At 58.5% G+C, this 21,421-nt stretch carries 21 protein-coding genes; 5 read left to right on the forward strand and 16 right to left on the reverse strand.

Features of this window, described 5'->3' with window-relative positions:
- Positions 1–116: 116 nt before the first annotated feature.
- Both CGERO_RS08700 and eccCb read right to left on the reverse strand, forming a co-directional pair.
- Complete coding sequence (locus CGERO_RS08700; protein WP_123935118.1) at positions 117–1,043, reverse strand: type VII secretion-associated protein; 927 nt, start codon at positions 1,041–1,043, stop codon at positions 117–119.
- Positions 1,040–4,675, reverse strand: a complete 3,636-nt coding sequence (eccCb, locus tag CGERO_RS08705) for a type VII secretion protein EccCb (protein WP_123935120.1) — start codon at positions 4,673–4,675, stop codon at positions 1,040–1,042. The genes CGERO_RS08700 and eccCb overlap by 4 nt, the downstream gene beginning before the upstream one ends.
- Positions 4,676–4,875: 200 nt before the next feature.
- Here eccCb and eccD point away from each other — a divergent pair, with 200 nt between their 5' ends.
- Together eccD and CGERO_RS08715 are read left to right on the forward strand one after the other, a co-directional pair.
- Positions 4,876–6,306 carry a type VII secretion integral membrane protein EccD gene (eccD, locus tag CGERO_RS08710; RefSeq protein WP_123935122.1) on the forward strand — a complete coding sequence of 477 codons (1,431 nt, stop codon included), beginning with the start codon at positions 4,876–4,878 and terminating at the stop codon, positions 6,304–6,306.
- Positions 6,303–7,415 (forward strand): S8 family serine peptidase, encoded by a 1,113-nt coding sequence (locus CGERO_RS08715; protein ID WP_164470293.1) that lies wholly within the window; start codon positions 6,303–6,305, stop codon positions 7,413–7,415. The genes eccD and CGERO_RS08715 overlap by 4 nt, the downstream gene beginning before the upstream one ends.
- On the opposite strand, the gene CGERO_RS08720 is transcribed toward CGERO_RS08715, so the two are convergent.
- From CGERO_RS08720 to secY, 14 genes are all read right to left on the reverse strand, one after another.
- Positions 7,412–7,831: a TIGR02611 family protein gene (locus CGERO_RS08720; RefSeq protein ID WP_123935126.1), complete on the reverse strand. Its 420-nt coding sequence runs from the start codon at positions 7,829–7,831 to the stop codon at positions 7,412–7,414. The genes CGERO_RS08715 and CGERO_RS08720 overlap by 4 nt on opposite strands.
- Before the next feature lie 157 nt (positions 7,832–7,988).
- Entirely contained in the window at positions 7,989–9,299 is a 1,311-nt protein-coding gene (gene eccB, locus CGERO_RS08725; RefSeq protein ID WP_123935128.1) for a type VII secretion protein EccB, read from the reverse strand.
- A 72-nt stretch (positions 9,300–9,371) separates the two neighbouring features.
- Positions 9,372–10,205, reverse strand: a complete 834-nt coding sequence (gene truA, locus CGERO_RS08730) for a tRNA pseudouridine(38-40) synthase TruA (RefSeq protein ID WP_245998914.1) — start codon at positions 10,203–10,205, stop codon at positions 9,372–9,374.
- Positions 10,205–10,906, reverse strand: a complete 702-nt coding sequence (locus CGERO_RS08735; protein WP_123935132.1) for a DUF998 domain-containing protein — start codon at positions 10,904–10,906, stop codon at positions 10,205–10,207. Before CGERO_RS08735 ends, truA begins: the two co-directional genes overlap by 1 nt.
- A 96-nt stretch (positions 10,907–11,002) precedes the next feature.
- Positions 11,003–11,518, reverse strand: a complete 516-nt coding sequence (gene rplQ, locus CGERO_RS08740; RefSeq protein WP_123935134.1) for a 50S ribosomal protein L17 — start codon at positions 11,516–11,518, stop codon at positions 11,003–11,005.
- Positions 11,519–11,581: 63 nt separating this feature from the next.
- A complete protein-coding gene (locus CGERO_RS08745) occupies positions 11,582–12,598 on the reverse strand; it encodes a DNA-directed RNA polymerase subunit alpha (protein ID WP_123935136.1) in 1,017 nt (338 codons plus the stop codon).
- 104 nt (positions 12,599–12,702) lie between these two features.
- Positions 12,703–13,308, reverse strand: coding sequence for a 30S ribosomal protein S4 (gene rpsD / locus CGERO_RS08750; RefSeq protein WP_123935138.1), 606 nt, complete (start codon positions 13,306–13,308; stop codon positions 12,703–12,705).
- 20 nt (positions 13,309–13,328) lie between these two features.
- Positions 13,329–13,733, reverse strand: a complete 405-nt coding sequence (gene rpsK, locus CGERO_RS08755) for a 30S ribosomal protein S11 (protein ID WP_123935140.1) — start codon at positions 13,731–13,733, stop codon at positions 13,329–13,331.
- Between the two features lie 3 nt (positions 13,734–13,736).
- Positions 13,737–14,105, reverse strand: coding sequence for a 30S ribosomal protein S13 (gene rpsM, locus CGERO_RS08760; RefSeq protein WP_123935143.1), 369 nt, complete (start codon positions 14,103–14,105; stop codon positions 13,737–13,739).
- A 187-nt stretch (positions 14,106–14,292) separates the two neighbouring features.
- On the reverse strand, positions 14,293–14,511 hold the full coding sequence (gene infA, locus CGERO_RS08765; RefSeq protein WP_013241245.1) for a translation initiation factor IF-1: 219 nt from the start codon (positions 14,509–14,511) through the stop codon (positions 14,293–14,295).
- A 188-nt stretch (positions 14,512–14,699) separates the two neighbouring features.
- Positions 14,700–15,479 (reverse strand): L,D-transpeptidase, encoded by a 780-nt coding sequence (locus CGERO_RS08770; protein ID WP_123935145.1) that lies wholly within the window; start codon positions 15,477–15,479, stop codon positions 14,700–14,702.
- Between the two features lie 105 nt (positions 15,480–15,584).
- Positions 15,585–16,382, reverse strand: coding sequence for a type I methionyl aminopeptidase (map, locus tag CGERO_RS08775; RefSeq protein WP_123935147.1), 798 nt, complete (start codon positions 16,380–16,382; stop codon positions 15,585–15,587).
- 82 nt (positions 16,383–16,464) lie between these two features.
- Positions 16,465–17,010: an adenylate kinase gene (locus CGERO_RS08780; RefSeq protein ID WP_123935149.1), complete on the reverse strand. Its 546-nt coding sequence runs from the start codon at positions 17,008–17,010 to the stop codon at positions 16,465–16,467.
- A complete protein-coding gene (gene secY / locus CGERO_RS08785; RefSeq protein WP_123935151.1) occupies positions 17,010–18,335 on the reverse strand; it encodes a preprotein translocase subunit SecY in 1,326 nt (441 codons plus the stop codon). Before secY ends, CGERO_RS08780 begins: the two co-directional genes overlap by 1 nt.
- A 357-nt stretch (positions 18,336–18,692) precedes the next feature.
- Here secY and CGERO_RS08790 point away from each other — a divergent pair, with 357 nt between their 5' ends.
- The 3 genes from CGERO_RS08790 to CGERO_RS08800 are packed head-to-tail and all read left to right on the forward strand — an operon-like array spanning position 18,693 to position 21,418.
- A complete protein-coding gene (locus CGERO_RS08790) occupies positions 18,693–19,829 on the forward strand; it encodes an ABC transporter ATP-binding protein (protein ID WP_123935153.1) in 1,137 nt (378 codons plus the stop codon).
- A 39-nt stretch (positions 19,830–19,868) separates the two neighbouring features.
- Positions 19,869–21,128, forward strand: a complete 1,260-nt coding sequence (locus CGERO_RS08795) for a DUF4032 domain-containing protein (RefSeq protein WP_245998819.1) — start codon at positions 19,869–19,871, stop codon at positions 21,126–21,128.
- 23 nt (positions 21,129–21,151) lie between these two features.
- A complete protein-coding gene (locus tag CGERO_RS08800) occupies positions 21,152–21,418 on the forward strand; it encodes a DUF6457 domain-containing protein (RefSeq protein WP_206423894.1) in 267 nt (88 codons plus the stop codon).
- Positions 21,419–21,421 lie beyond the last annotated feature (3 nt).

Consider the following 21,421-nt stretch of genomic DNA (forward strand, 5'->3'; position numbering starts at 1 on the left):
TATATCCCCCTTATTGTTGTTTCTGCTGTCGCAGTGTGCTGCGCCTTCCAAGCCCCCTGCTTGAAATCGGCGGAGTGTTGTTCCCACTCACTATTGTTAGACGCAGTTTTGGTGCGTCAGGTTCCCTGGGTTCCGGAAAAAATTTCGCCCGACTTCTCCAAGCTCTGCACCGCCTGGTCACATACCGCCAATTGCTCATGTGTGGCTTTCACCTTGGTTTGGCAACCAACAAAAAAGTTGCTGTCTCCTTGTTCCCATTGCGTCCAGCGCGTTTGGGAACCATCTTCGGCTCGCTCCAAGTACACCACTTGATGCGACCCGTCTTGGCCATCATCTTGCAGCAACTCCAAGGACGGATCCTCCTGAATTGAAGCCAGCGTTCCCGCGATGCTGTGCCCGCTCTTGCTCGAAGAAAGCAGCACCCGAAGTCGCGGATCTTTCCCCCTCGCCATCACGTCCTCACCGCGTTGCTCTAATCCGAAGTCCACCGGAAGCGCCACGCGCAGTCCGCCAAGTTCCATGGTGCGCACGCTTGGCTCCACCGGCGGCGGTGGCAGAGGTTTAAGTGGCGGGGTGGTCCTTTCTTCGCTTTTCGACCCCTCCGCTACCATCTCCGGCGTCTCTACCTGCGCCGTAGGTGAACCACTGAGCCAGCGCCAAGAGACGACCCCGGTGAGCATCGCAATGGCTGCAATGCTTGCCCACACCAGTTTCTTCGCTGGTGCCGTTTTGGGCTCCGTCCTCCGGTTTAAAGCTAGCGGTTTTCGCGCCTTGGGCATTGGATCAGGCACCTTGGGTTCGGGTGTCATCTGTGCACCAGCGCTTTCAAGTGCAGCTGTGAGTATCTCCACGGCTTGGGATTCCCCGCTGAGCGCCACTTCACCGGCTTCCCACGTCCCCAGAAGCTCCTCCGCTTGCTGTACCACCGCCTCCGTGGCCCATCCTTCAACTATGCCCGTTCCCGGTAGGTCGTAGCGGAAGAGAGTGTCTGGCCCTTCGAATATGGTGCAGGTATCCAGCACGCTGATTTCCAGTTGGGTCATGACTGCCCCGCCTGGGCAATCTGCACCATGCCTTGCTGCGCGCCCCGCTCAATCAGCACACCTCGCCCGGGGATTCGCGGCTCTGGCCGTACACCAAACAGCGGGCCGTCATCGCGCTCGCCAGACAGCATCACCACCACGGGGTGTTGATCCTTGAGCTCTGAAAGGAAGGGCTGGAACAGTGCCCGCATCGCGCCACCAATTTTTCGTGCGACCACCAGATGGAGTCCAATATCCCGGGCATGCGCCATTACTTCGAGCAAGGGCTGGAGTACTGCTGCGTCAATGAGATCAAGATCGTCAATGACCAGGAAGATTTCGGGTCCGTCCCACCAACTGCGCGCGCGCAGAGCTTGAGGGCTAATGTCGGGTCCCGGTAGGCGTTGTTGGAGCGTGATGAGTGCGTCGCGCAGCAATTGTTGGGATGCTTGTTTGGATCCGGCATAGCCCGCCAACATGTCTTCTGGCACGGTGCCGAGGTGGCTTCGACGGTGATCCAGCAAAACGATTCGGGCCTGTTCCGGTCCGAGTGCTGCAATCTGCTGAAGCAAACACGCCAGCAGGGTGCTCTTACCGGAAGCCTGCCCGCCAAGGCACAGCAAGTGCGGTTGGGTATCGGCATCCCACGCCACCGTCTGCAACCGAGCCCCGCCGATGCCGATCTTGAGCGGTGCTTCGCCCTGAAGTTCCGTCACCGTGATGCTTTCTGGCAACAGCTTGAGCGCTGGAACTGGCGTGGTGTTGCTGTGTTGCTGCAAGATATGGCCAATGTCTTGCTGGCTGCTACACGCGATACGCATGAGTTCCTTCTCGCCACTGAGACCAATGCCTGGCGAATCTGGCAGACGTTCTTGTGCCTTGCGATCAATCAGCGAATCCAGCGACTCACCGAGTTTGAGTTCAAGGCGCTGAGCGATCAGATCACGCACTGCCGGGCGTAGTGCCGTCCACCGGGGAGTACTCACAATAAGGTGCACGCGCGCCGCTAGACCATCAGCAGCGATACGGTTCAGGGCCTCCAAATGCTCTTCAAACTCCGCCCTCAACACGTGCCAACCATCCACGATCAAGAAGGTGTGGCGCTGCTCAGGTGTATCGATCAAGCCGGTGACTTCGTCCACCACTCGCGCAACTTTTTCAGCTTCGTCGCGGTGGACCACGGCTGATACATGCGGCAAGCGCACCAGTGAGGCTAGATCCCTTCCCGCCAGGTCAAGCACGTAAAAACGCGCGGCATCCGGGCTGTGGGTGTGCGCTAGTGCCAATACAGTGCTCTTCAACGCAGTGGTCTTACCAGACTGCGGTCCACCACAGATTGCGAGGTGTCCTCGCTGTCCCTCGAAGTTCAACACCAGTGGATCCTGGCGCTGCTCAAAGGGGCGATCAATCAAGCCAATACTCGCGTGCAAGGCAGCACCACTGTGCTCAAGTTCGGCCAATGGCACCGCATCCGGAAGCGGTGGCAGCCAAATGCTGCGTGCGCGCTGTCCGCGAAGTTCAGCGACCTCGATGGCGGCATCAACCGTGGCGCCCAGGAAGGTGCGGCCCTGCGGATCTTTTTGGAGCGTAAGCGCTTGTTCGTCCCACCCGAACCATGCCCGCGCCCGACGCCCCTCTTGCGACTGTGTTGAGGCGACCATGAGCGAACCGGAAACGTAGTCGGTGTGAAAGCGCACCAGCTCACCGTCGGCAGTTTTTAACAAACCCGCGCCTGGGTTGTTCGGCAGCTCGTAGGCATCTGGCACGCCGAGTACCTGCCTCGATTCAGCGGAAGAAAAAGTTTTTAACCCAATTCGGTAGCTCAGGTGGGAATCTAGGCCTCTCAACTTGCCTTCCTCGAGACGCTGCGACGCAAGCAACAGGTGCATATGGAGCGACCTGCCCAAACGTCCCACAGCAACGAAGAGATCAGCGAAGTCCGGGTGCTGGCCAAGCAATTCAGAGAACTCGTCAAGCACAATCACCAACGCGGGCATGGGCTCTAGGTCAGGGCGAGTTTCCCGAGCCTTGAGGTATTCACCAACATTGGCAAAATTGCCGGCTGAACGCAGCAATTCCTGCCTGCGATGCATTTCTCCGGCAATAGCATCGTGCATACGCTCCACCAGCACCGCCTCTTCCGCGAGGTTAGTGATCACCGCTGAAGTGTGGGGCAGGCGCTCTAAACCCAAGAAGGTTGCGCCACCCTTGAAGTCCACCAACACGAAATTTAATGTGTCAGGGTCATGCTCCGCCGCCAGTGAAACCACCAGCGTTCGCAGCAGCTCCGACTTGCCGCTGCCGGTAGCGCCCACGCACAATCCATGCGGCCCCATGCCTCCGTGTGCAGACTCTTTTAAGTCCAGCACCAACGCTGCACCGTCGGCTCGTTTACCAATCGGCACCGCGAGCCGTCGTTTTCCGCGCGCCACCCACCGACGTTCAATCTCTTCCACAACCGGGGACATCCCCTGCAGTGGGCGGCGTTCATCCTGTCGGATCTCCTGCTCCTGCCCAAAAGCCGCTAATTGGCGTGCAAAATGAGCAGCACCTTGGACACTCAGCAGATCCGCCTCACCGAGGTCTTCTTCACCCACCTCGCTGAATACCGCAACGCGCTGCTCCTGGCTTCGCAGCACCACTCCCTCATCTTCTGCCATCGCCACCATCTCGTTGTGCTCGGCTCCGGCCAGGTCGCCCTCAAAATATGCCAATATCACTGTGCGTTCATCGGCGGTGTTGCGTGCAATTTCGACTGGGCAACGGGTGGCGTCGACAAGCACAACATTGAAAGCGCCTTCAGAGGTGGTATGCGGAAGCCACTTGGTCCACTGCCACTGTTCGTCCTGGCGCAGCGAAGCCTCAACCTCAACGTGGATCACGCCCGGACGGTGGTGAAATGCCAGTTGACACACGATGGAACGCAGCATCGCGGCGGCATCCTCGCCCACTATGGTCACCGCGCGAAACGCCTGCAATTGCAGCACCACGGGCATGGATGCCACTGTCCCCACCGAGCGCACCACGCGGCGAAGTGCAATCGCGCACACTGGATCCAATTCCTCTGAAGCACCTGGATCTTCCACCTTTATAGGAGTGCACAGCGGCGTGCGTCCCAGCCCGATGCGGACTGCAGAAAACAGTGGTTCATCTGATCCTCGCTGCCACAGTTCACCATGCTCAAGCAGCGGCGTGAGGGAATCACCGGCTGGATGCAGCGAAGTTTCGTATTCGCGTTGGCGCTGCGCATTACCGATGGCCTGATCGCGCAGCAGCATCAAGTGCCGGAGGTATCCCCGGCGCGTCTCATTGACCTCATCGGCCGCTTTTGGCTGAAACATTGCGACCATGGACACCATCATGAACAGCGGAAACATCATGGTCATCGGGTTGAGTTTGCTCCCCGATAACACCATGAACGCCACCATCGCGCCCATCACTAGCACCATGATCACCGGCATGAGCAGCCTGGTCAGTGGAACAGGTTCTGGTTTTGGCGCCTTTGGCACCGGTTGGGCTTTGAGCTCACCGGTAGGGAGTTCGGGTGGCTGTGAGTGGTGGTGCTCATCAACGTCCCAGTTGGTTTGCGTTGAGTGCTGTGCTGGCGGTGGGGCGTCGAAAAGCTTTTTTGCCAGCAGTTTTGTGTTCCCCATTGGATCCCCCTCAAAAACAATTCCCCTTCGGCGCGCACCCCCGTACGCGCCAACTTTTTGCGCCGAACCGCTTAGCGGTGGACACGAACCTCAGCATAGGTGAAGATTGTGGGGAGCAAAAGGGCTAGGCCCAAAGGCGCGATTGGGGATCGCGGCAAGCTCACGCAACAATCAGCTTTGTTAGAGGGGGACGATTGTCTATGAATGTTGTCGACCAAGATATTCGGCTACATTTTCGCATCCATTCCGGACGCAGCGAGGATTCCGCCCGCGCCATCGACATGTCAATTCCTAATTCGGCGAGCCTTCATGAGGTGCTCGCTGAGGTGTTGGAACTGGCTCATGCACCTTCGATCAGCGTGCCGTGGCAGATGACCACCGCCGCGGGCGTGGAGCTCGACACCAACATTGCCATCGCACAAACCGATCTGGAGCACGGCTCGATTGTGATGCTTCGCCCCAGACGCCCAACGCCCGTGCCGGTGCTGCGTGATTCTGCTGAGGCAGTCTCGGCGCTTGGTGGTCACCTGACGGCGGTTCGGTGGACTGCGTTGGCGGCGAGTTTCAGCGGAGCCATCGGCTGCTGCGCATTGTTGCTGCTCAGCCCCACGCCTTTGCCTCTAGCTGCTTCGCTAGGTATTGCCGGGCTAATGTTGCTGGCTGCATACGTTTTTGCCCCGAATGCGCTGCTATTGCCAATGATCGTGGCCTTCGTTGCTTTCTCCTCCGCGATTGTGGTTACTGGAGGACGCGCTCATGACGCGGTCCTCGGTGTTCTGGCGGGGGTGTGCTCTGGGTTCATTGCAGTGCTGTTGTGCTGGTTTATTGCTTGTCGACGTTCCCCCGCCACCACCTTGGAAGCCAAACAAGGATGGCACGTAACGCCTGTCATGCGCAGGAGCATCACCGCGTGCGCAACAGTGCTGCTGCTGTTCATGGCAGGAACTCCGGCAGGTTGGATGTATCAACGCTACGAAAGCGCCCCGCACGGCTGGTGGGTTGGAGCAAGCGCGCTGGGAACACTAGCTGCCGTCGTGTTGGGCATTACCGCACCATTGTTGGCCGCGAAACTTGGCGGATTGAGCGTGCCACACGTCCCCACCGCTGGCGAAGACCTCGCCACCGAAGACCAGGACACAGCCCCCGACGTGCTGCAGGCTCAGGCACAAGCAGCGAGAGTGTTCTTCGACGGCATTCACTTGGGCATACTCAGTTTTTGTGTACCGGCCTTCGCATGGTTGGCGCTGAGTTCCTCTCCGGCGATTGCCTTCAACGCACACCCGATCAGTACCGCATGTTTAGGCGCGGCGGTGAGTTTGGCGATGATCTTGCATGCACATCGCCACCAGTCCCCCACCACGGTGTGGTGCACATGGCTGGTTGGTATGGCAGCTTTGCTTTCCCTCGCCATCGCCGGTGCCAACAGCGGGCACTGGGCGGTACTCGTGCTTGCTGGGATAATGTGCGGCGCAGCAGCACTGGCTCCTGCTTGGAGCAATCGGCTGCGGGCTCTATCGCCCACGACGGTGGTGTGGCTCGAAAGGTTCGAGACAGCGAGCGTATGCCTCGCGGTGCCATTGACGCTGCAGGTTCTCGGACTGTTTGGCATGCTGCGCGGGTACGCAGGATGAAGCACCTCAGGCTCTCCGCACTGACGGCCCTGACGCTGATGTTTGCGGGCGGAACCCAAATATTGGCTCCCTCGGCCGTGGCACAGCAGTGCCCCGCCACCTTGGGGGCGAGTGATGCAGCGATTCGTGCCCAAGCGATGCAGGCAGATACTTACCGCCCAGCCCATCGTTTTGCCGATGGTGCCGGGGTTACCGTTGCTGTCATCGATACCGGGGTTGAGCCTCATCCTCGCCTGTTACTCCACGAGGATAACGAGGCTGGGGATTGCCAGGCGCACGGCACCATCGTCGCCGGAATCATCGGCGCACGCGACCAAGGCGATGGTGTTGTTGGCGTGGCACCGGGTGCTCGCATACTAGGGATTCGTCAACACAACGAAGGTCAAGATCAGCAAGACGACACCACCGGCAGTTTATCCACACTGGTTGACGCCATTCAACGGGCGATCGACCACAAAGTTGACGTCATAAACATTTCCTTGGCCGCGTGCGTGCCCGCCGATGCAGAACTCGATTTAACGCCCCTAGAGCAGGTGCTTGCACGCGCCGAAGCGGAAGGTGTTGTTGTGGTGGCTGCAGCAGGCAACGCCGGCGGCACCTGTGACGCACAAGCGAAAGTATTGCCCGCTGCCATGCCCACAGTGTTGGGCGTTGGTGCATTAGTAAACCCGCGCCAGCTCGCCGACTATTCCATGCCTGCCCTCGGTGAGAAGTTGAGTGCGCCCGGACACGTTGCTGCTGCTCTGAATCCCCGTGGCCCGGGTCTTGTTGGTGGTCTCGACCAACACCACAACGTAGAAGCATTTGAGGGTACGAGCTTTGCTGCGCCGGTGGTCAGCGGGACCGTTGCGCTCCTGCGTCAACGATACCCAGAGGCAACCCCTGGCGAGATCCGGGAGTTGCTGTGGAACAGCGTTGATCCAAACACCGGGACAATTCATCCCGACACCGCGATTAGCTTCCAACACACGGCGGCGACGCACCGCGAAGCGCATATTCAAGCTGACCGGCCTCACGGATCGCCTGCCAGAGGGCACCTGTTGTGGGTACTGCTGGGATCCGGAGCGATTTTGTTGTCTTGTGTGATTTTTGGCCCGCGCCGTGGCTAGCCAAACGTTGCCATGACCTCATCGAGAGCTGGAATCATTCCGAGCTTCCAACCAACCCAGGTCAGCCCCAGCACCGTAATCCACGCGGCCACAATGGTGCCCGAGATGAGTGAATAGCGCACTTTCTTCGGTTGCGGTTGATACCACGTGCTGAAGCGATCGTAGGAGTTCACTCCCCACCCCAACAGCCGCTGCGCCCAGTGCACCTCTAATGACAAAATGCCCACACCGATGAAAACAGTGAGCCAACCCGGCCCAGGGAAAGGAATGGTGATCAGCCCGAGGATGACCACCAGTCCGCCGAGACCGAGTACTAACGGCCGAACCAGAAATCCATAGCGACGCTGCTTGAGCATTTCGTGGTTGCGTTCGAGTCGCTCTACTTTTTCGGCTACTGCGTCACGCATCGATCCCATGCTTGAGCATCGCCTCCTTGAGCCACCAATCACCGCAACTGATTTTCGGTGCTATAGCTTCTTCAACCTGATTTTCCAACCAGGGACGTTCACTTCTAACTCCGCCCAGTCTAGCGTTCGGGCGACTCAACCACACTCCCCTGAGGAAAGCTCCCAGCTAACTCTTATCTTCTGCCACTAAAGGATTCGCGGCATGTTCAGGCGAAAGCTCGCTTCCTTCTGGCAGCAGGCGCAACATAACCCAGGGAATATCCACTGGATTGGGCAATCCGAGGAAAGGGTAGTGATCTTCACTGATCCGGTGTCGCCGCCCCGACTCGCCAATCACGTGAGTACCATTCGCAGTATGAACACCTAGTGCTCGAGCCTGACTGACCGCATGAGTTGCGATCGATACTCCCGATAACGCCATCGCGCCCTGCGTAATCTTTGCTTGCTGAGGCGCTGCGGCGACGTACACATGGAAATCCCCGCTCTCTTTGCGAGCAATCACGCAGATTGGGTGTTGAGCAGGATCGATCCATTCCAAGGCGCGCTTGGGGATGTCGAGGCGAACACCGGCATCGGCACGTTGAGTCAATTCAGTGCGGCCAAGCTGAACCTCAGGATTACCCAAATCCAACAGGATATCGCGCTGTGTCTCGCTGATCGGCACAATGCCCTGCGGCAGGCTCAACCACGCTGACTGCTCGGTGCGCAGCACTTCGCCTTCCCAACGTCCCAACGGAGCTACCTCGGGAATGGCACTTAACACGTCTGCCGGTACACGCCACCGCGGCGTGGAAAAGTCGATGTTCATATGCCTGCGCAGAGCGCGCCCCTCTGGAGTGTCCGCCGGTGGTAATTGGAAACGCTCATCGCTGCGGATGATCCACTCACTTTGGCCAGCTTCAGCCAGTACTCCCTGCTCTTTGCCAAGCGCCGGCAAGGCTTGATGCCCAAGCACTACTTCGTCTACGCTGCCGGGTACACGCGGAGCGCTGCTATCCGGAATGTCCTCGCTCTGATGGGTGCACACGCTCCAAGGCGCTTCTTCAACTTGAGTCTCGTTGAGCAAACCTGGCGCGTCGCTGATGCCAACCTGAGCACCAAACTTCGCCTCAGAAAGCGCCTGTTCGCCTGCCCTCACGGGCTGCGCTGCTTCTCCTACGATCAAGCGGGCAGAGGCCAGATTGCTCACCGGATGCAACACTTCCCCGCGGCGCACCAATAACTGTCCACTCGCCGCTTTGATGATCGGCGCGTCACCGGGATCGGGTTCTGGCTTGAGCCACGCGAGGGCGCTCGCCCCAACGCACATCAATACACTGATCGCCACTCCAACCTGAAACGCTTTGCGCCTTCTGCCTAGTGGATCGTGGAGCATGCGTTCGTCGCCAAGCGCTAAGCCCAACTCCAATCGCCGTTGCAGAAATTTGAATCCTGATACCTGAGCCTTGGTAGTGGGGCGCACCGGGAGTTGGCGCATGGTTCCTCCTCGTTTTTGAGTCCTCTCTTTAGGAATTGGACGCAAAAACCGTTGCGGAGGTTCCCGAATTTCCTATATCTCTCGGATCGCCCTCGTTTGCGCTGCGCGTGCGGCAAGTTCTTCGTCCGCGGGATAGTCCACCTGCACGAGGCTGAGCCCCTTTGCTGGAGCGACGGGGACGTTGTTAGAACGCCGCGATTCATCTAAGAGCTTGGCCGTGAAGTCATCGCTACGGCGCCCCTCCCCCACCACGAGGCACGCGCCGACCAGCGAGCGCACCATGGACCAGCAGAAGGCATCGGCTTGCACCCTCGCCTCGTAGAGCTGCGGCTCCTCCGGGGTGGAAATGTCGTGCCAAGTGAACACCTGCAGTTCACGAATGGTGGTGGCGCCCTCGCGGTGTTTGCAGAAGGCAGCGAAGTCATGCAGGCCGATCAGCGCCTGAGCCGCATCGTTCATTCGTTGCGCATCTACGGGCTTCGCCCACGTTGCGGTGTCAGTGGTGCGGGTAGGTAGCGCTCCGCGCGGGTGAGTGGTGATCCGGTAGCGATAATGCCTCGCGAGTGCGGAGAAGCGGGCGTCGAATCCTTCGGGTGCGCGCTCACATGCATGAATGCGCACGTCTTCTGGCATGAGTCTTGCTAGTCGACGCACCAGCCGACGAGGATCACCGTTGATGCTTCGGGTTTGAAGTGCCTCTTCAGGAATATCGAAGTGCGCCACCTGCCCCGTGGCATGGACTCCCGCGTCTGTACGCCCTGCGACACTCAACTCGATGGGATGACGCAAGATGAGCGAAAGGTTATCTTCCACGACTTTTTGCACCGTGCGGATATCCTGGTTGCCTTGCCTCGCCCATCCGTGGAAATTACTGCCGTCGTATGCGAGGTCAAGTCGGAGTCGAATCACAGCTCCGCCTTCGCCTTCGTGCGCAGTACCGTCGCGAACATGAGCATCCATAGCGCACCGCTATCGATCGCGATGTGCTGGAACAGCCCGTAGCTTGACGGCGGCGGACTCAAGATAAATAGTAGGTAGCCCGCGATGGACGCAAGCAAAAATAGCAGCGTAATGATGCTCTGTGCCTTGTTCAACAACGGTACCGAAGGCTCATTGAGCAAAGGCTGATACTTTATTCCAGCCCACGCGTTGCGTGCCATGAGCACCCACAGTGCAATGCACCCGCCGGCGAAGAGCACCTGGTGCAGTACTTCGCCATCATTCACATCCACCATGCCGTTGAGAACAAACGCTATGCCCATAAGAGCCAAGGCGAAAGCGTTGGTGATTACTCCTTTGATTGGGGCGCGCTTCGATGCCGCACCTCGTCTATCCACCCCTACGCTGCGCAGCAGGGTTGCGGCACCAAGCAGCAGGAATCCCGCCGAGACCATACCGATGATGTAAAAGACGTGACCTGGGCTGCAGACTACGCGAGGCATGGTTGCTTCGGAAAGCACCTGGCATTCTCGTGCGCCCAAGTCTGATATGTACATGGTGCTGGCCTGGTATACGCCGTCCCACATGAACATGGTGATGATCTGGCCTAGCCACAGCAAGATGGTTGCGGCAAAGAGCATCATCGATGCGCTGCGAAGCTTTTTCATGAGATTATCCCTTGTTGCACTTATGTGTAGCTCAAGAATACAAAAAGGGGTCGGAGTCATCGCTGACCCCGACCCTGCTTTTATGCGAAGGAATTACTACTCTTCTGCTTCCTCAGCCTGAGCTTCGGTTGCTTCTGCTTCAGTAACCTCGGTGTTTTCCTCGGCCTTAGTCTCCTCTGCGGGAGCTTCTTCCTTAGCTTCGGCTTCCTTGGAGGCCGCTGCGCGTGCTGCACGGGTGGCCTCGTTGGAGACGGTTTCTTCAAGCACCAGGGAGATCTGGCTCATGGGAGCGTTGTCGCCCTTGCGGTTCTCGAGCTTCACGATGCGGGTATAACCGCCTTCGCGGCCCTCGAATTGAGGTGCGAGGTTGTCAAAGAGGTGCTTGACAACGTCCTTGTTGTTGACGAACTTCAGCACGTTGCGGCGGTCGGCGATGGTGCCGGACTTAGCCTTGGTGATCAGCTTCTCTGCGTAGGGACGCAGCATTTTTGCCTTGGCATCGGTGGTCTTGATGGCACCGTGCTCAAACAGCTGTGCCGCGAGGTTGGACAGAATGTGCTTCTGGTGGCTCGCGGAACCGCCGAGGCGGGCGCCCTTCTTAGGGGTAGGCATAGTGTTCTCCTCGTTTACGGGTGATGTGAGCGCTAGTGGCCGACGTTGATCGGCCGGGGGCTTTTACTCGGAATCTTCCGGATCCGTGTCCACGTAGTCGCCGGTGGCGGCGTCGTAGCCCTCGAGCTGCGTGGGATCGAAGTCCTCAGGAGCGTCCTTCAAGGTCAGTCCCAAACCGGAAAGCTTGATCTTGACCTCGTTGATCGACTTCTGGCCGAAGTTGCGGATGTCCAGCAAATCCGACTCGGTGCACTCTGCGAGTTCACCGACGGTGTGGATGTCCTGGCGCTTCAGGCAGTTGTAGGACCGAACGGAGAAGTTCAGGTCCTCGATCGGGGTGCTGTAGGCGGCAATGTACTCGGTCTCCTGTGGGGAGGGGCCGATCTCGATACCCTCCGCGGCGGTGTTGAGCTCGCGAGCAAGGCCAAAGAGCTCAACCAGAGTCTTGCCTGCCGACGCCAGGGCGTCGCGGGGAGCCATGGAGTTCTTGGTCTCTACGTCGATGATGAGCTTGTCAAAGTCGGTGCGCTGCTCAACACGAGTAGCTTCCACTTTGTAGCTCACCTTCAGCACTGGCGAGTAAATCTGATCCACCGGGATACGGCCGATTTCAGCGGAACCTGAGTACAGGGTCGCGGGGACGTAGCCGCGGCCACGCTCAACAATCATCTCGATTTCAAGGCTGCCCTGCTCATTGAGGGAAGCGATGTGAAGATCAGGATTGTGGATCTCAACACCGGCGGGCGGCTCAATGGTGCCAGCGGTTACCTCGCCCGGGCCTTCGGCGCGCAGGTACATGACGACCGGCTCATCGGAGTCGGAAGACAGCACCAGACCCTTGATGTTCAGGATGATGTCAGAGACATCTTCCTTGACACCGTTAATGGTGGTGAACTCGTGCAGCACGCCGTCGATCTTCACGCTGGTGACAGCAGCACCAGGAATGGAGGACAGCAGGGTGCGACGCAGCGAGTTGCCGAGGGTGTAGCCGAAGCCCGGCTCGAGCGGCTCAATGATGAAGCGCGAACGAGCGGAATCCACATACTCTTCGGTGAGAGTAGGGCGTTGAGAAATGAGCATGAAGAGGACTCTCCTTGAGGTGACGACCGCTATTTGACGTCTGTGGACGGAAAGGAATTTCGAGTTGAAGTAAAGCTGTGGCGCTTGCACGCCACACGGCGCTATTACTTCGAGTAAAGCTCGACGATGAGCTGCTCTTGCAGCGGCACGTCGATCTGAGCGCGCTCGGGCAGCTGGTGCACGAGGATGCGCAGGGTAGCAGGCACAACCTGCAGCCATGCAGGAACGACTGCGTCGACCAGGTTCTCCTGAGCCTCTTCGAACCACACCATCTTCTGCGACTTTTCGCGCACATCGATGATGTCGTACTGGGAGACACGGAAGGAAGGAACGTTGACCTTCTTACCGTTCACCAGGAAGTGCCCGTGGGACACGAGCTGGCGAGCCTGACGGCGGGTGCGCGCGAGACCTGCGCGGTACACGACGTTGTCCAGGCGGGACTCGAGCAGGATAACCAGGTTGTCACCGGTCTTGCCGGGCAGGCGGTTAGCTTCTGCGTAGTAACGACGGAACTGCTTTTCCAGCACGCCGTAGGTAAAACGAGCCTTCTGCTTCTCCTGGAGCTGCAGGAGGTACTCAGACTCTTTGATGCGGGCGCGCCCAGCCTGCCCCGGAGGGTAGGGACGACGCTCGAACGCCATGTCTCCGCCGACGAGGTCGACGCGGAGGCGGCGGGACTTACGGGTTACAGGGCCGGTATAACGAGCCATAGTAAGTTACCTTTCCTTTCTTAAACGCGACGACGCTTCGGTGGACGGCAGCCATTGAAGGGCTGAGGGGTGACGTCGGTGATCGACGAAACCTCAAGGCCGGCAGCCTGCAGAGAACGAATTGCGGTTTCGCGGCCCGAACCGGGGCCCTTGACGAACACGTCAACCTTCTTCATGCCGTGGTCCATTGCCTTGCGGGCAGCGTTTTCTGCAGCGAGCTGCGCAGCGAACGGGGTGGACTTACGGGAGCCCTTGAAGCCAACGTGGCCGGAGGACGCCCAAGCGATCACAGCACCGGAGGGGTCCGTGATGGACACGATGGTGTTGTTGAAGGTGGACTTGATGTATGCGTGGCCCTGGGCCACATTCTTCTTTACGACGCGACGGCCGGTACGGCGTGCGCCACTACGTGCTTTTGGAGGCATGAATTACTTCTTCTTTCCGGCGATCGTCTTCTTCGGACCCTTACGCGTACGAGCGTTGGTCTTGGTGCGCTGACCACGAACGGGCAGGCCACGACGGTGGCGCAGGCCCTGGTAGGAGCCAATCTCAATCTTGCGACGAATATCAGCCTGCACCTGGCGGCGGAGGTCACCTTCGACCTTCCAGCTTGCTTCGATAACGTCACGAAGAGCAGAAAGCTGCTCGTCGCTCAAGTTGTCGGTGCGCAGATCCGGGGAGATGCCGGTCTCTTCGAGCAGAGTGGCGGCACGGGCGGGGCCGATGCCGTAGATGTAGGTGAGTGCGACTTCCATGCGCTTATTGCGCGGGAGGTCGACTCCAGCTAGACGTGCCATGTGGCAGTACCTTTCCGGTTGTTACGATGGTTTTCTCCATGCTCACCCTCGCACGGGACATACGCTTTGCCCGGTCGGTGCCGGACGATGGGCATGTGGTGTATGCGAGGCTCCAGCCACCGTCGCTGGAGGTATCCATCACCCACGAAAATCGCGGGCTTGAGAGCATGAAGGCTGAAAAGTTTGCTTACTTGTAGCGGTAAACGATTCGGCCACGGTTGAGGTCGTAGGGCGAAAGCTCTACTACCACGCGATCCTCAGGAAGGATGCGGATGTAGTGCTGGCGCATTTTGCCACTGATGTGAGCAAGCACCTTGTGCCCATTATCGAGCTCGACGCGGAACATTGCGTTGGGCAAGGGTTCGATAATTCGACCCTCAACCTCGATTGCGCCTTCCTTAGCCATAGCCTCCACTTTCGCGAACCCGGAACCGGACAAAAGCCCAGCTCAAGGGGTTCAAAGTTTAGTTTGTTTACCTAGCGCACGCGCATCTGCACGCACACCAACGATCAACAGTACACTTAAGCTGCGAAAATGCCAAACGCCCCCTCCCTCACATTCGGAGGGATGGGGCGCGGGAGGCGTCGAAAAGCTTAGAAGACGTAAACGATGTCGCCGTTTTGGAGTGTATCGAAGTACTTCACCGAATCGTCATGACGCAGGTGGATGCAGCCGTGAGAAGCGATATTCGGGTCACCCTCGTGGAACGCAATGCCGTTATCGGTGAAGTACACCGCGTTGGGCATAGGGGCGTTGTTGAACTCGCGAGAGACTTCGTCTTTCACCTTACGGTTCACGACATGCTTGCCCTTTGGCGTCTCATAACCTGCGCGGCCGGAAGAAATCGGCACAGGACCGTAGGTAATCTTGCCGTCCTTTTGCAACCAAGACTCTTGTTTGCCCAGATCAATGCAAGCGTCGGCATAAGCAGGGCAAGGATTATTCGGCGTAACCGGCTCAACAACGCGCGGCTGCGGAGCCGGCTGCGTGCGCTGGGCAATGAGACCCGGGAAGAAGGCTTCAACCGTAGAATCAATGGCAATCAATGCCTGCTCGCGAAGCTGCGGAGGAAGAGCCTGTGCCTGGGTGCGCAACGCATCGCGGAGCTGCCAAGCAGCATCACGGGAGACGTTGCCGAACTGGGCAAGCTGATCATTGATCTGTTGGTTCAGATCAGCGGAAGACTGGGAAACGCCTGCCGGCAACTGGATTACCTGATCCAGGCCGGGAACCTTCGGCAGAGCAAGTTCCAATGCGGAAGCGGTGGGCTGCTGGGACGCGATCAACGCGGCGCTGGTAGCCGCAGTGCCAAGAACGGCGGCGGCGCGGCGACGCGTCTTCGAAGGCTTTGCATGGCGTGGCTTATAAGACATGGCAGCTACTATAGACCCTTTCATTTCCGATCCCCGCATTTCACGCCCGGGGTGAGCTGTCTTTTTGGTCACCAAACGTAGCACGGATGGTGAATACTTCGCTCGCTATTCAGCTCGCGGCGTCAAGATCCGCGGGCCATCAGCGGTGGCAGCAACGGTGTGTTCCCAGTGCGCAGCGCAAGAATCATCGTCGCTCACCACCGTCCAGTCGTCCTCCAACACGTAGGAATCAACGGAACCGAGCGTGAGCATCGGTTCGATCGCGAGCACCGACCCTTCCTGGATCCGAGGCCCCTTGCCTGGCTTGCCTTCATTTTCCAAATAAGGATCCTCGTGCATGGTGCGTCCAATTCCATGGCCACCGTAACCGTCCACGATCCCTAGGCTTACGCCGAATCGTTGCTCGGCGGTACGAGTAGCCTGTTCAAGCGCGTGCGAAACGTCGGTGAGGCGATTGCCCGGAATCATGGCTTTCATGCCTTCATAGAGCACAAATTCCGTTGCTTTGTTCAGTGCCTCCACATCTGCTTCGAGCTCGCCAATGCCAAAGCTGATGGCGGAGTCACCCACCCATCCGTCCAGAGTGGCACCGCAATCGATCGACACAAGATCACCGGGGCGCAAAATTTTCCGGCTATTGGGAATACCATGCACGATTTCTTCATTTACAGAAGCGCACACCGACGCTGGGAAACCCTGATACCCCAAGAATGTCGGGGTTGCTCCATGAGATCGGATCACTTCCTCGGCGATCCGATCAAGGTCCAGGGTGCTCATACCTGGCTCGGCGGCCTTTCGCACCGCAAGCAGTGCCTCCCCCACTACTCTGCCGGCGGCTTCCATCGCTTCGAGTTCGGCCAGTGTTTTCGCAGCAATAGCTTTGTGTTTTTTCCTAAATGCCATTTCGGTCCTTCTAATGTTGGTGCAATACGCAAAACACCGAGGTCAGCATGGAGCCTTACCTCGGTGTCAACGATGGCACGTCTTAGTGTTGCAATGCCTCAAGCGTGCGAGCGTTGATGTCTTCAACCGTGCCTTCTGCGGTGATGTTAATGATCTGATCACCGTAGTAGTCGATCAGCGGAGCCGTCTCGGAGCGATATACCTCCAGGCGGGTGCGGATGGTGTCTTCATTGTCGTCTGCGCGACCGCGGCCGAGCATGCGCTCAACCACTACGTCTTCGGAAACCTGGTAGTTGATCACACCGTCGAGCTTGGTGCCGAATTCCTCCAAGAAACCGTTGAGAATGTCGGCCTGTTCCACGGTGCGTGGGAAACCGTCAAGGAGGAAGCCGTCCTTGGCGTCATCTTCTTGCAGACGTGCCTTCACCATGCGAGCAGTGAGCTCAGTGGGCACCAGCTTGCCGGCGTCAATGTATTCCTGAGCCTCTTTACCGAGGTCGGTACCTTCGCCGATGTTGGCGCGGAAAAGGTCGCCGGTAGAGATGTGAGGAATGCCAAGCTTTTCGCTCAAGATCACTGCTTGGGTGCCTTTGCCAGCACCGGGAGGGCCGAGGAGAACGAGACGCATTATTTCAACAATCCTTCGTAGTTGCTTTGCAAAAGTTGTGATTCGATCTGCTTCACGGTGGTCAGGGCAACGGAAACCATAATTAGGATTGCCGTACCACCGAACGGCGTTGCGCCGGTGGCGCCACCACCACTCACACCGAGATCCAACGCGATATTAGGAAGGACCGCGATGAAGCCGAGGTAAAGCGCACCAACGAACAGCAAACGGTTCATCACATATCCAAGGTACTCGGCTGTGGGGCGCCCCGGGCGGATTCCGGGGATGAAGCCACCGTATTTCTTCATATTTTCTGCTTGCTCGTTCGGGTCATACTGCACCGAAACGTAGAAGTAGGAGAAGAAGATGATGAGCACGAAGTACAACAGAATGTACTGCCAGGAGCTGGGCTGCTGGAGATGCGCGATCACGTTACGCTGCCACCAACCGTCGGAAGGCTCGGTCTTGCCAGAGTTGATGATCTGGGTGATCAGCACCGGCATGTAGATCAAGGATGAGGCGAAGATCACCGGGATCACACCGGCCTGGTTCACCTTCAAGGGCAGATAGGTAGAAGAGCCACCGTACTGGCGGCGTCCAACCATGCGCTTTGCGTACTGCACTGGGATACGGCGCTGCCCCTGCTCAACGAAGACCACACCGATCACCAGCAGGATCACTGCTGCGAGCACAACGCCGAAAACAACGCCGCCGGAGCTCTTCAAAATGTTGGCGCCGTCCGAAGGCAAGCGGGTAGCGATACCAGCGAAAATGAGCAGGGACATACCGTTGCCCACGCCGCGTTCGGTGATGATCTCACCGAGCCACATCACAAGCATGGCGCCGGCGGTCATGGTGGTCACCAACACCACGAGCGTCCACACGTTACGATCCGACACCAGCACATCAATACCAGATCCAAGAAGCTGCTGCCGGTCGGCCAGCGCAACGATGCCAGCGGACTGCAGAAGCGCCAGAGCGAGCGTGAGGTACCGGGTGTACTGGTCCATCTTCGCTTGACCAGACTGCCCCTCTTTTTTCAGTTCCTCGAACTTAGGGATCACCACGGTCAGCAACTGCACGATGATCGATGCAGTAATGTATGGCATGACGCCGATGGCGAAGATCGATAGCTGCAGCAGAGCGCCGCCGGAGAACAGGTTGATCAACGAGTAGACGCTGGATGAGTCAGCGGTGAGGTCGCGCAAACGGCCGCTGATCGTTGCGTAGTCCACGCCGGGCGATGGGATTTGCGCGCCGATGCGATACAGCACGATCAACGCGATGCTGACCAGAATCTTCTTCCGCAGATCCGCGTCCCGGAATGCCTGAAAAATGGCGGACACTTAGCCTCCTGGGCTCGCATTCTGTGCAGAAAACACAGAGGACGAGTTCACATTGTTTTATGGGCCTTATCTTCCACGCTTACGGGTGTATGCGCTTGGGATATGGCGGTTTCACAGTGGTTAGACGAAGTCACTCTACCACCTCATCCAAAGCAATCCTAAGAAGTGAACGTCGCTGCTTGAGTGAAGCTGGGATGAAGGTGGCAGATTTTCTGAGGTTGAGGCTTCACGTTCTCATTTCCCTCCGTGAAGGAGTAATGTGACGGAAGTCGTCGAAAAGCTAGAGCTCGGCACATATCACATTTTCTTCACTCGGATCGTTTGGCACGTACCTGCCAATGAAGTTAGGAGCGCCTCATGGCGTCAGTCACGTTTGAAAAAGCCACCCGTATCTACCCCGGCGCCTCGAAGCCATCGGTGGATAAGTTCGACCTAGAAATTACAGACGGCGAGTTCCTCGTTCTCGTCGGCCCTTCCGGTTGCGGCAAGTCCACCACCCTGCGCATGCTCGCGGGCCTCGAGGACGTTAATGAGGGGCGAATCCTGATCGGCGATCGCGACGTCACCAACGTCGCACCAAAGGACCGCGACATCGCCATGGTCTTCCAGAACTATGCGCTCTACCCGCACATGACCGTGCGTGAGAACATGGGCTTCGCTCTTAAAATCGACGGTCGCTCCAAGGAGGAGATCGACCAGCGCGTGGAAGAAGCAGCGCGCACGCTTGACCTCACCGATTTCCTCGACCGCAAGCCAAAGGCCCTTTCGGGCGGTCAGCGCCAGCGTGTGGCGATGGGCCGCGCGATTGTGCGTAAACCCCAGGTCTTCCTCATGGACGAGCCGCTTTCCAACCTCGATGCGAAACTGCGTGTGCAAACCCGCACACAGATCGCTTCGCTGCAGCGAGAGCTTGGCGTGACCACCGTGTACGTCACCCACGATCAAACTGAGGCGCTCACCATGGGCGACCGCATCGCTGTGCTGAAGTTCGGTGTGCTGCAGCAGGTCGGCACCCCGCGCGAGCTCTACGACCGCCCCGCCAATGAATTCGTCGCCGGTTTCATCGGCTCCCCCGCCATGAACTTGGGCACCTTCAATATTGAAGGACACGAGGCCGTGTTGGGCAACGCGCGCATCCCGCTGTCCACCGCCACCTTGAAGGCTGTGCGCCCCGAGGATCAGGGCCAGATCGTGATTGGTTTCCGTCCCGAGGCTTTGGAGCTTGTCGACGCCCCCGGTGCCGGCCATCTGCCGATTCAATTGACCTTGGTGGAAGAACTTGGCTCCGATGCCTACATGTACGGCACGCTGGAAGGCGGCGGGTCGCTTGGCTCTGGTACCGACGCCAACCCCGACGATGCACCGAGCAACCAGATTATCGTTCGCACTGCTCCTCACACGGCCCCGAAGGTCGGCTCCACCGTGTATGTCCGCGTGCGCGAGGGTGGCAGCCACTTCTTCTCGAAGGCAACGGGCGAGCGTTTGCCCGAATAGGTGCTACCGCGTTTAGCCCCGGAAGGATTGCGAAGCTTTATGGAACAGCCATCGATGCAGATCACCTCCGGGGCTTTAGCACCCGCGCTGCTCACTCTGCCTTGGGATTTGCCTCTTGCAGCATGGCCCGAGGATTTGTTGGCGGCTCTGCCCCGCGGCATTTCGCGCCACGAAGTGCGCTTTGTCAATCTCCCGGGGCGAGTAATAGCCATTAAGGAAATTGGGCATCGCTCTGCCTACCACGAGTACAAAATGCTGCGCGATCTGGGGCGCCTGGGTGCCCAAGCCGTGCGGCCTTTGGCGGTGATTACCGGGCGAAAAGATGCTCAAGGAGAGGAGCTCACCGCGGCGCTGGTGACTGAACATTTGGAGTTCTCTCTGCCCTATCGCGCGGTGTTTTCCCAAGCGATGCGGGAGGAAACGGCGACACGGCTGATTGACTCCATCGCGGTGCTGCTCGTACGGCTGCATCTTTTGAACTTCTTCTGGGGAGACGTGAGCCTCTCCAACACCCTCTTTAGGCGCGATGCTGATTCATTCAGTGGCTACTTAGTGGATGCCGAAACCGGAGAGTTCCAACCGAAACTCAGTGATCACCGCCGCCTATATGACCTGGAAATTGCCCGAGTCAATATCATCGGCGAACTCATGGATTTGCAGGCTGGGCAGTTGCTGCCTGCCGACGTCGACGCCATCGAAATCGGCAACGCCATCGCCGCGCAATACGAGCGCCTCTGGCAGGAGCTCACCGAAGAGCAGCGCCTCAGCACTTCAGAGCCATGGAAGATTGAGCAGCGAATTGAGCGGCTCAATGATTTGGGGTTCGATGTAGGCGAGCTCAAAATTACGCGGGACTCTTCGGGCGATGAGCTACGCATCAGGCCTAGGGTGGTGGATGCGGGCCATCACCACCGTGCACTCATGAGGCTCACGGGTATGGACGTGCAAGAAGGCCAGGCTCGTCGAATCCTCAACGCCATCACCACATACCAGGTGCTCAATCACAAGGAGCGCCTCCCAATCGAGCAGGTAGCGCACACCTGGCTTGCCGAGGTCTTTGAACCGACGGTCGCGGCAATTCCCCCAGCATTTGCTGCGAAGCTGGAACCAGCCCAAGTGTTCCATGAAGTGCTCGAACACCAGTGGTATCTCGCGGAGTCCCGTCAAGCCGAGGTGCCCCTTGAAGAAGCAGTGCAGGCGTATATCCGCGATGTACTGCCCCACCACCGCGACGAGGCCGTCTGGCTGGACTCTGACCCAAATGATGAACTCTCCGAAGACAACCGAGACCGACGCTGATCCAGGGGCCTTAAACTATTGGCATGGCTCAGGATTTAAGCAGCACCTACGAGTGGGTTGAGAAGGCAGCGGCCGCCTTGTCCATCGATAAAGATCTGGCACGCGAGATGGTGCCGGAACTGCTGGAACTGACTCGCGAGGTGGCGCACAATCAAGCTCGGCCAGCGGCTCCCCTCACTGCGTTTTTAGTGGGGTTGGCGTTTGAATCGGACACGGGGGCGTCGGCAAGCGAGCAGGCGGCACACCTTCGGCGGCTCATCGCCCAGGTACGGGCACTCCTTGAAGCCTGAGCG

It is taken from the genome of Corynebacterium gerontici, from assembly GCF_003813985.1.
Taxonomy (GTDB): domain Bacteria; phylum Actinomycetota; class Actinomycetes; order Mycobacteriales; family Mycobacteriaceae; genus Corynebacterium; species Corynebacterium gerontici.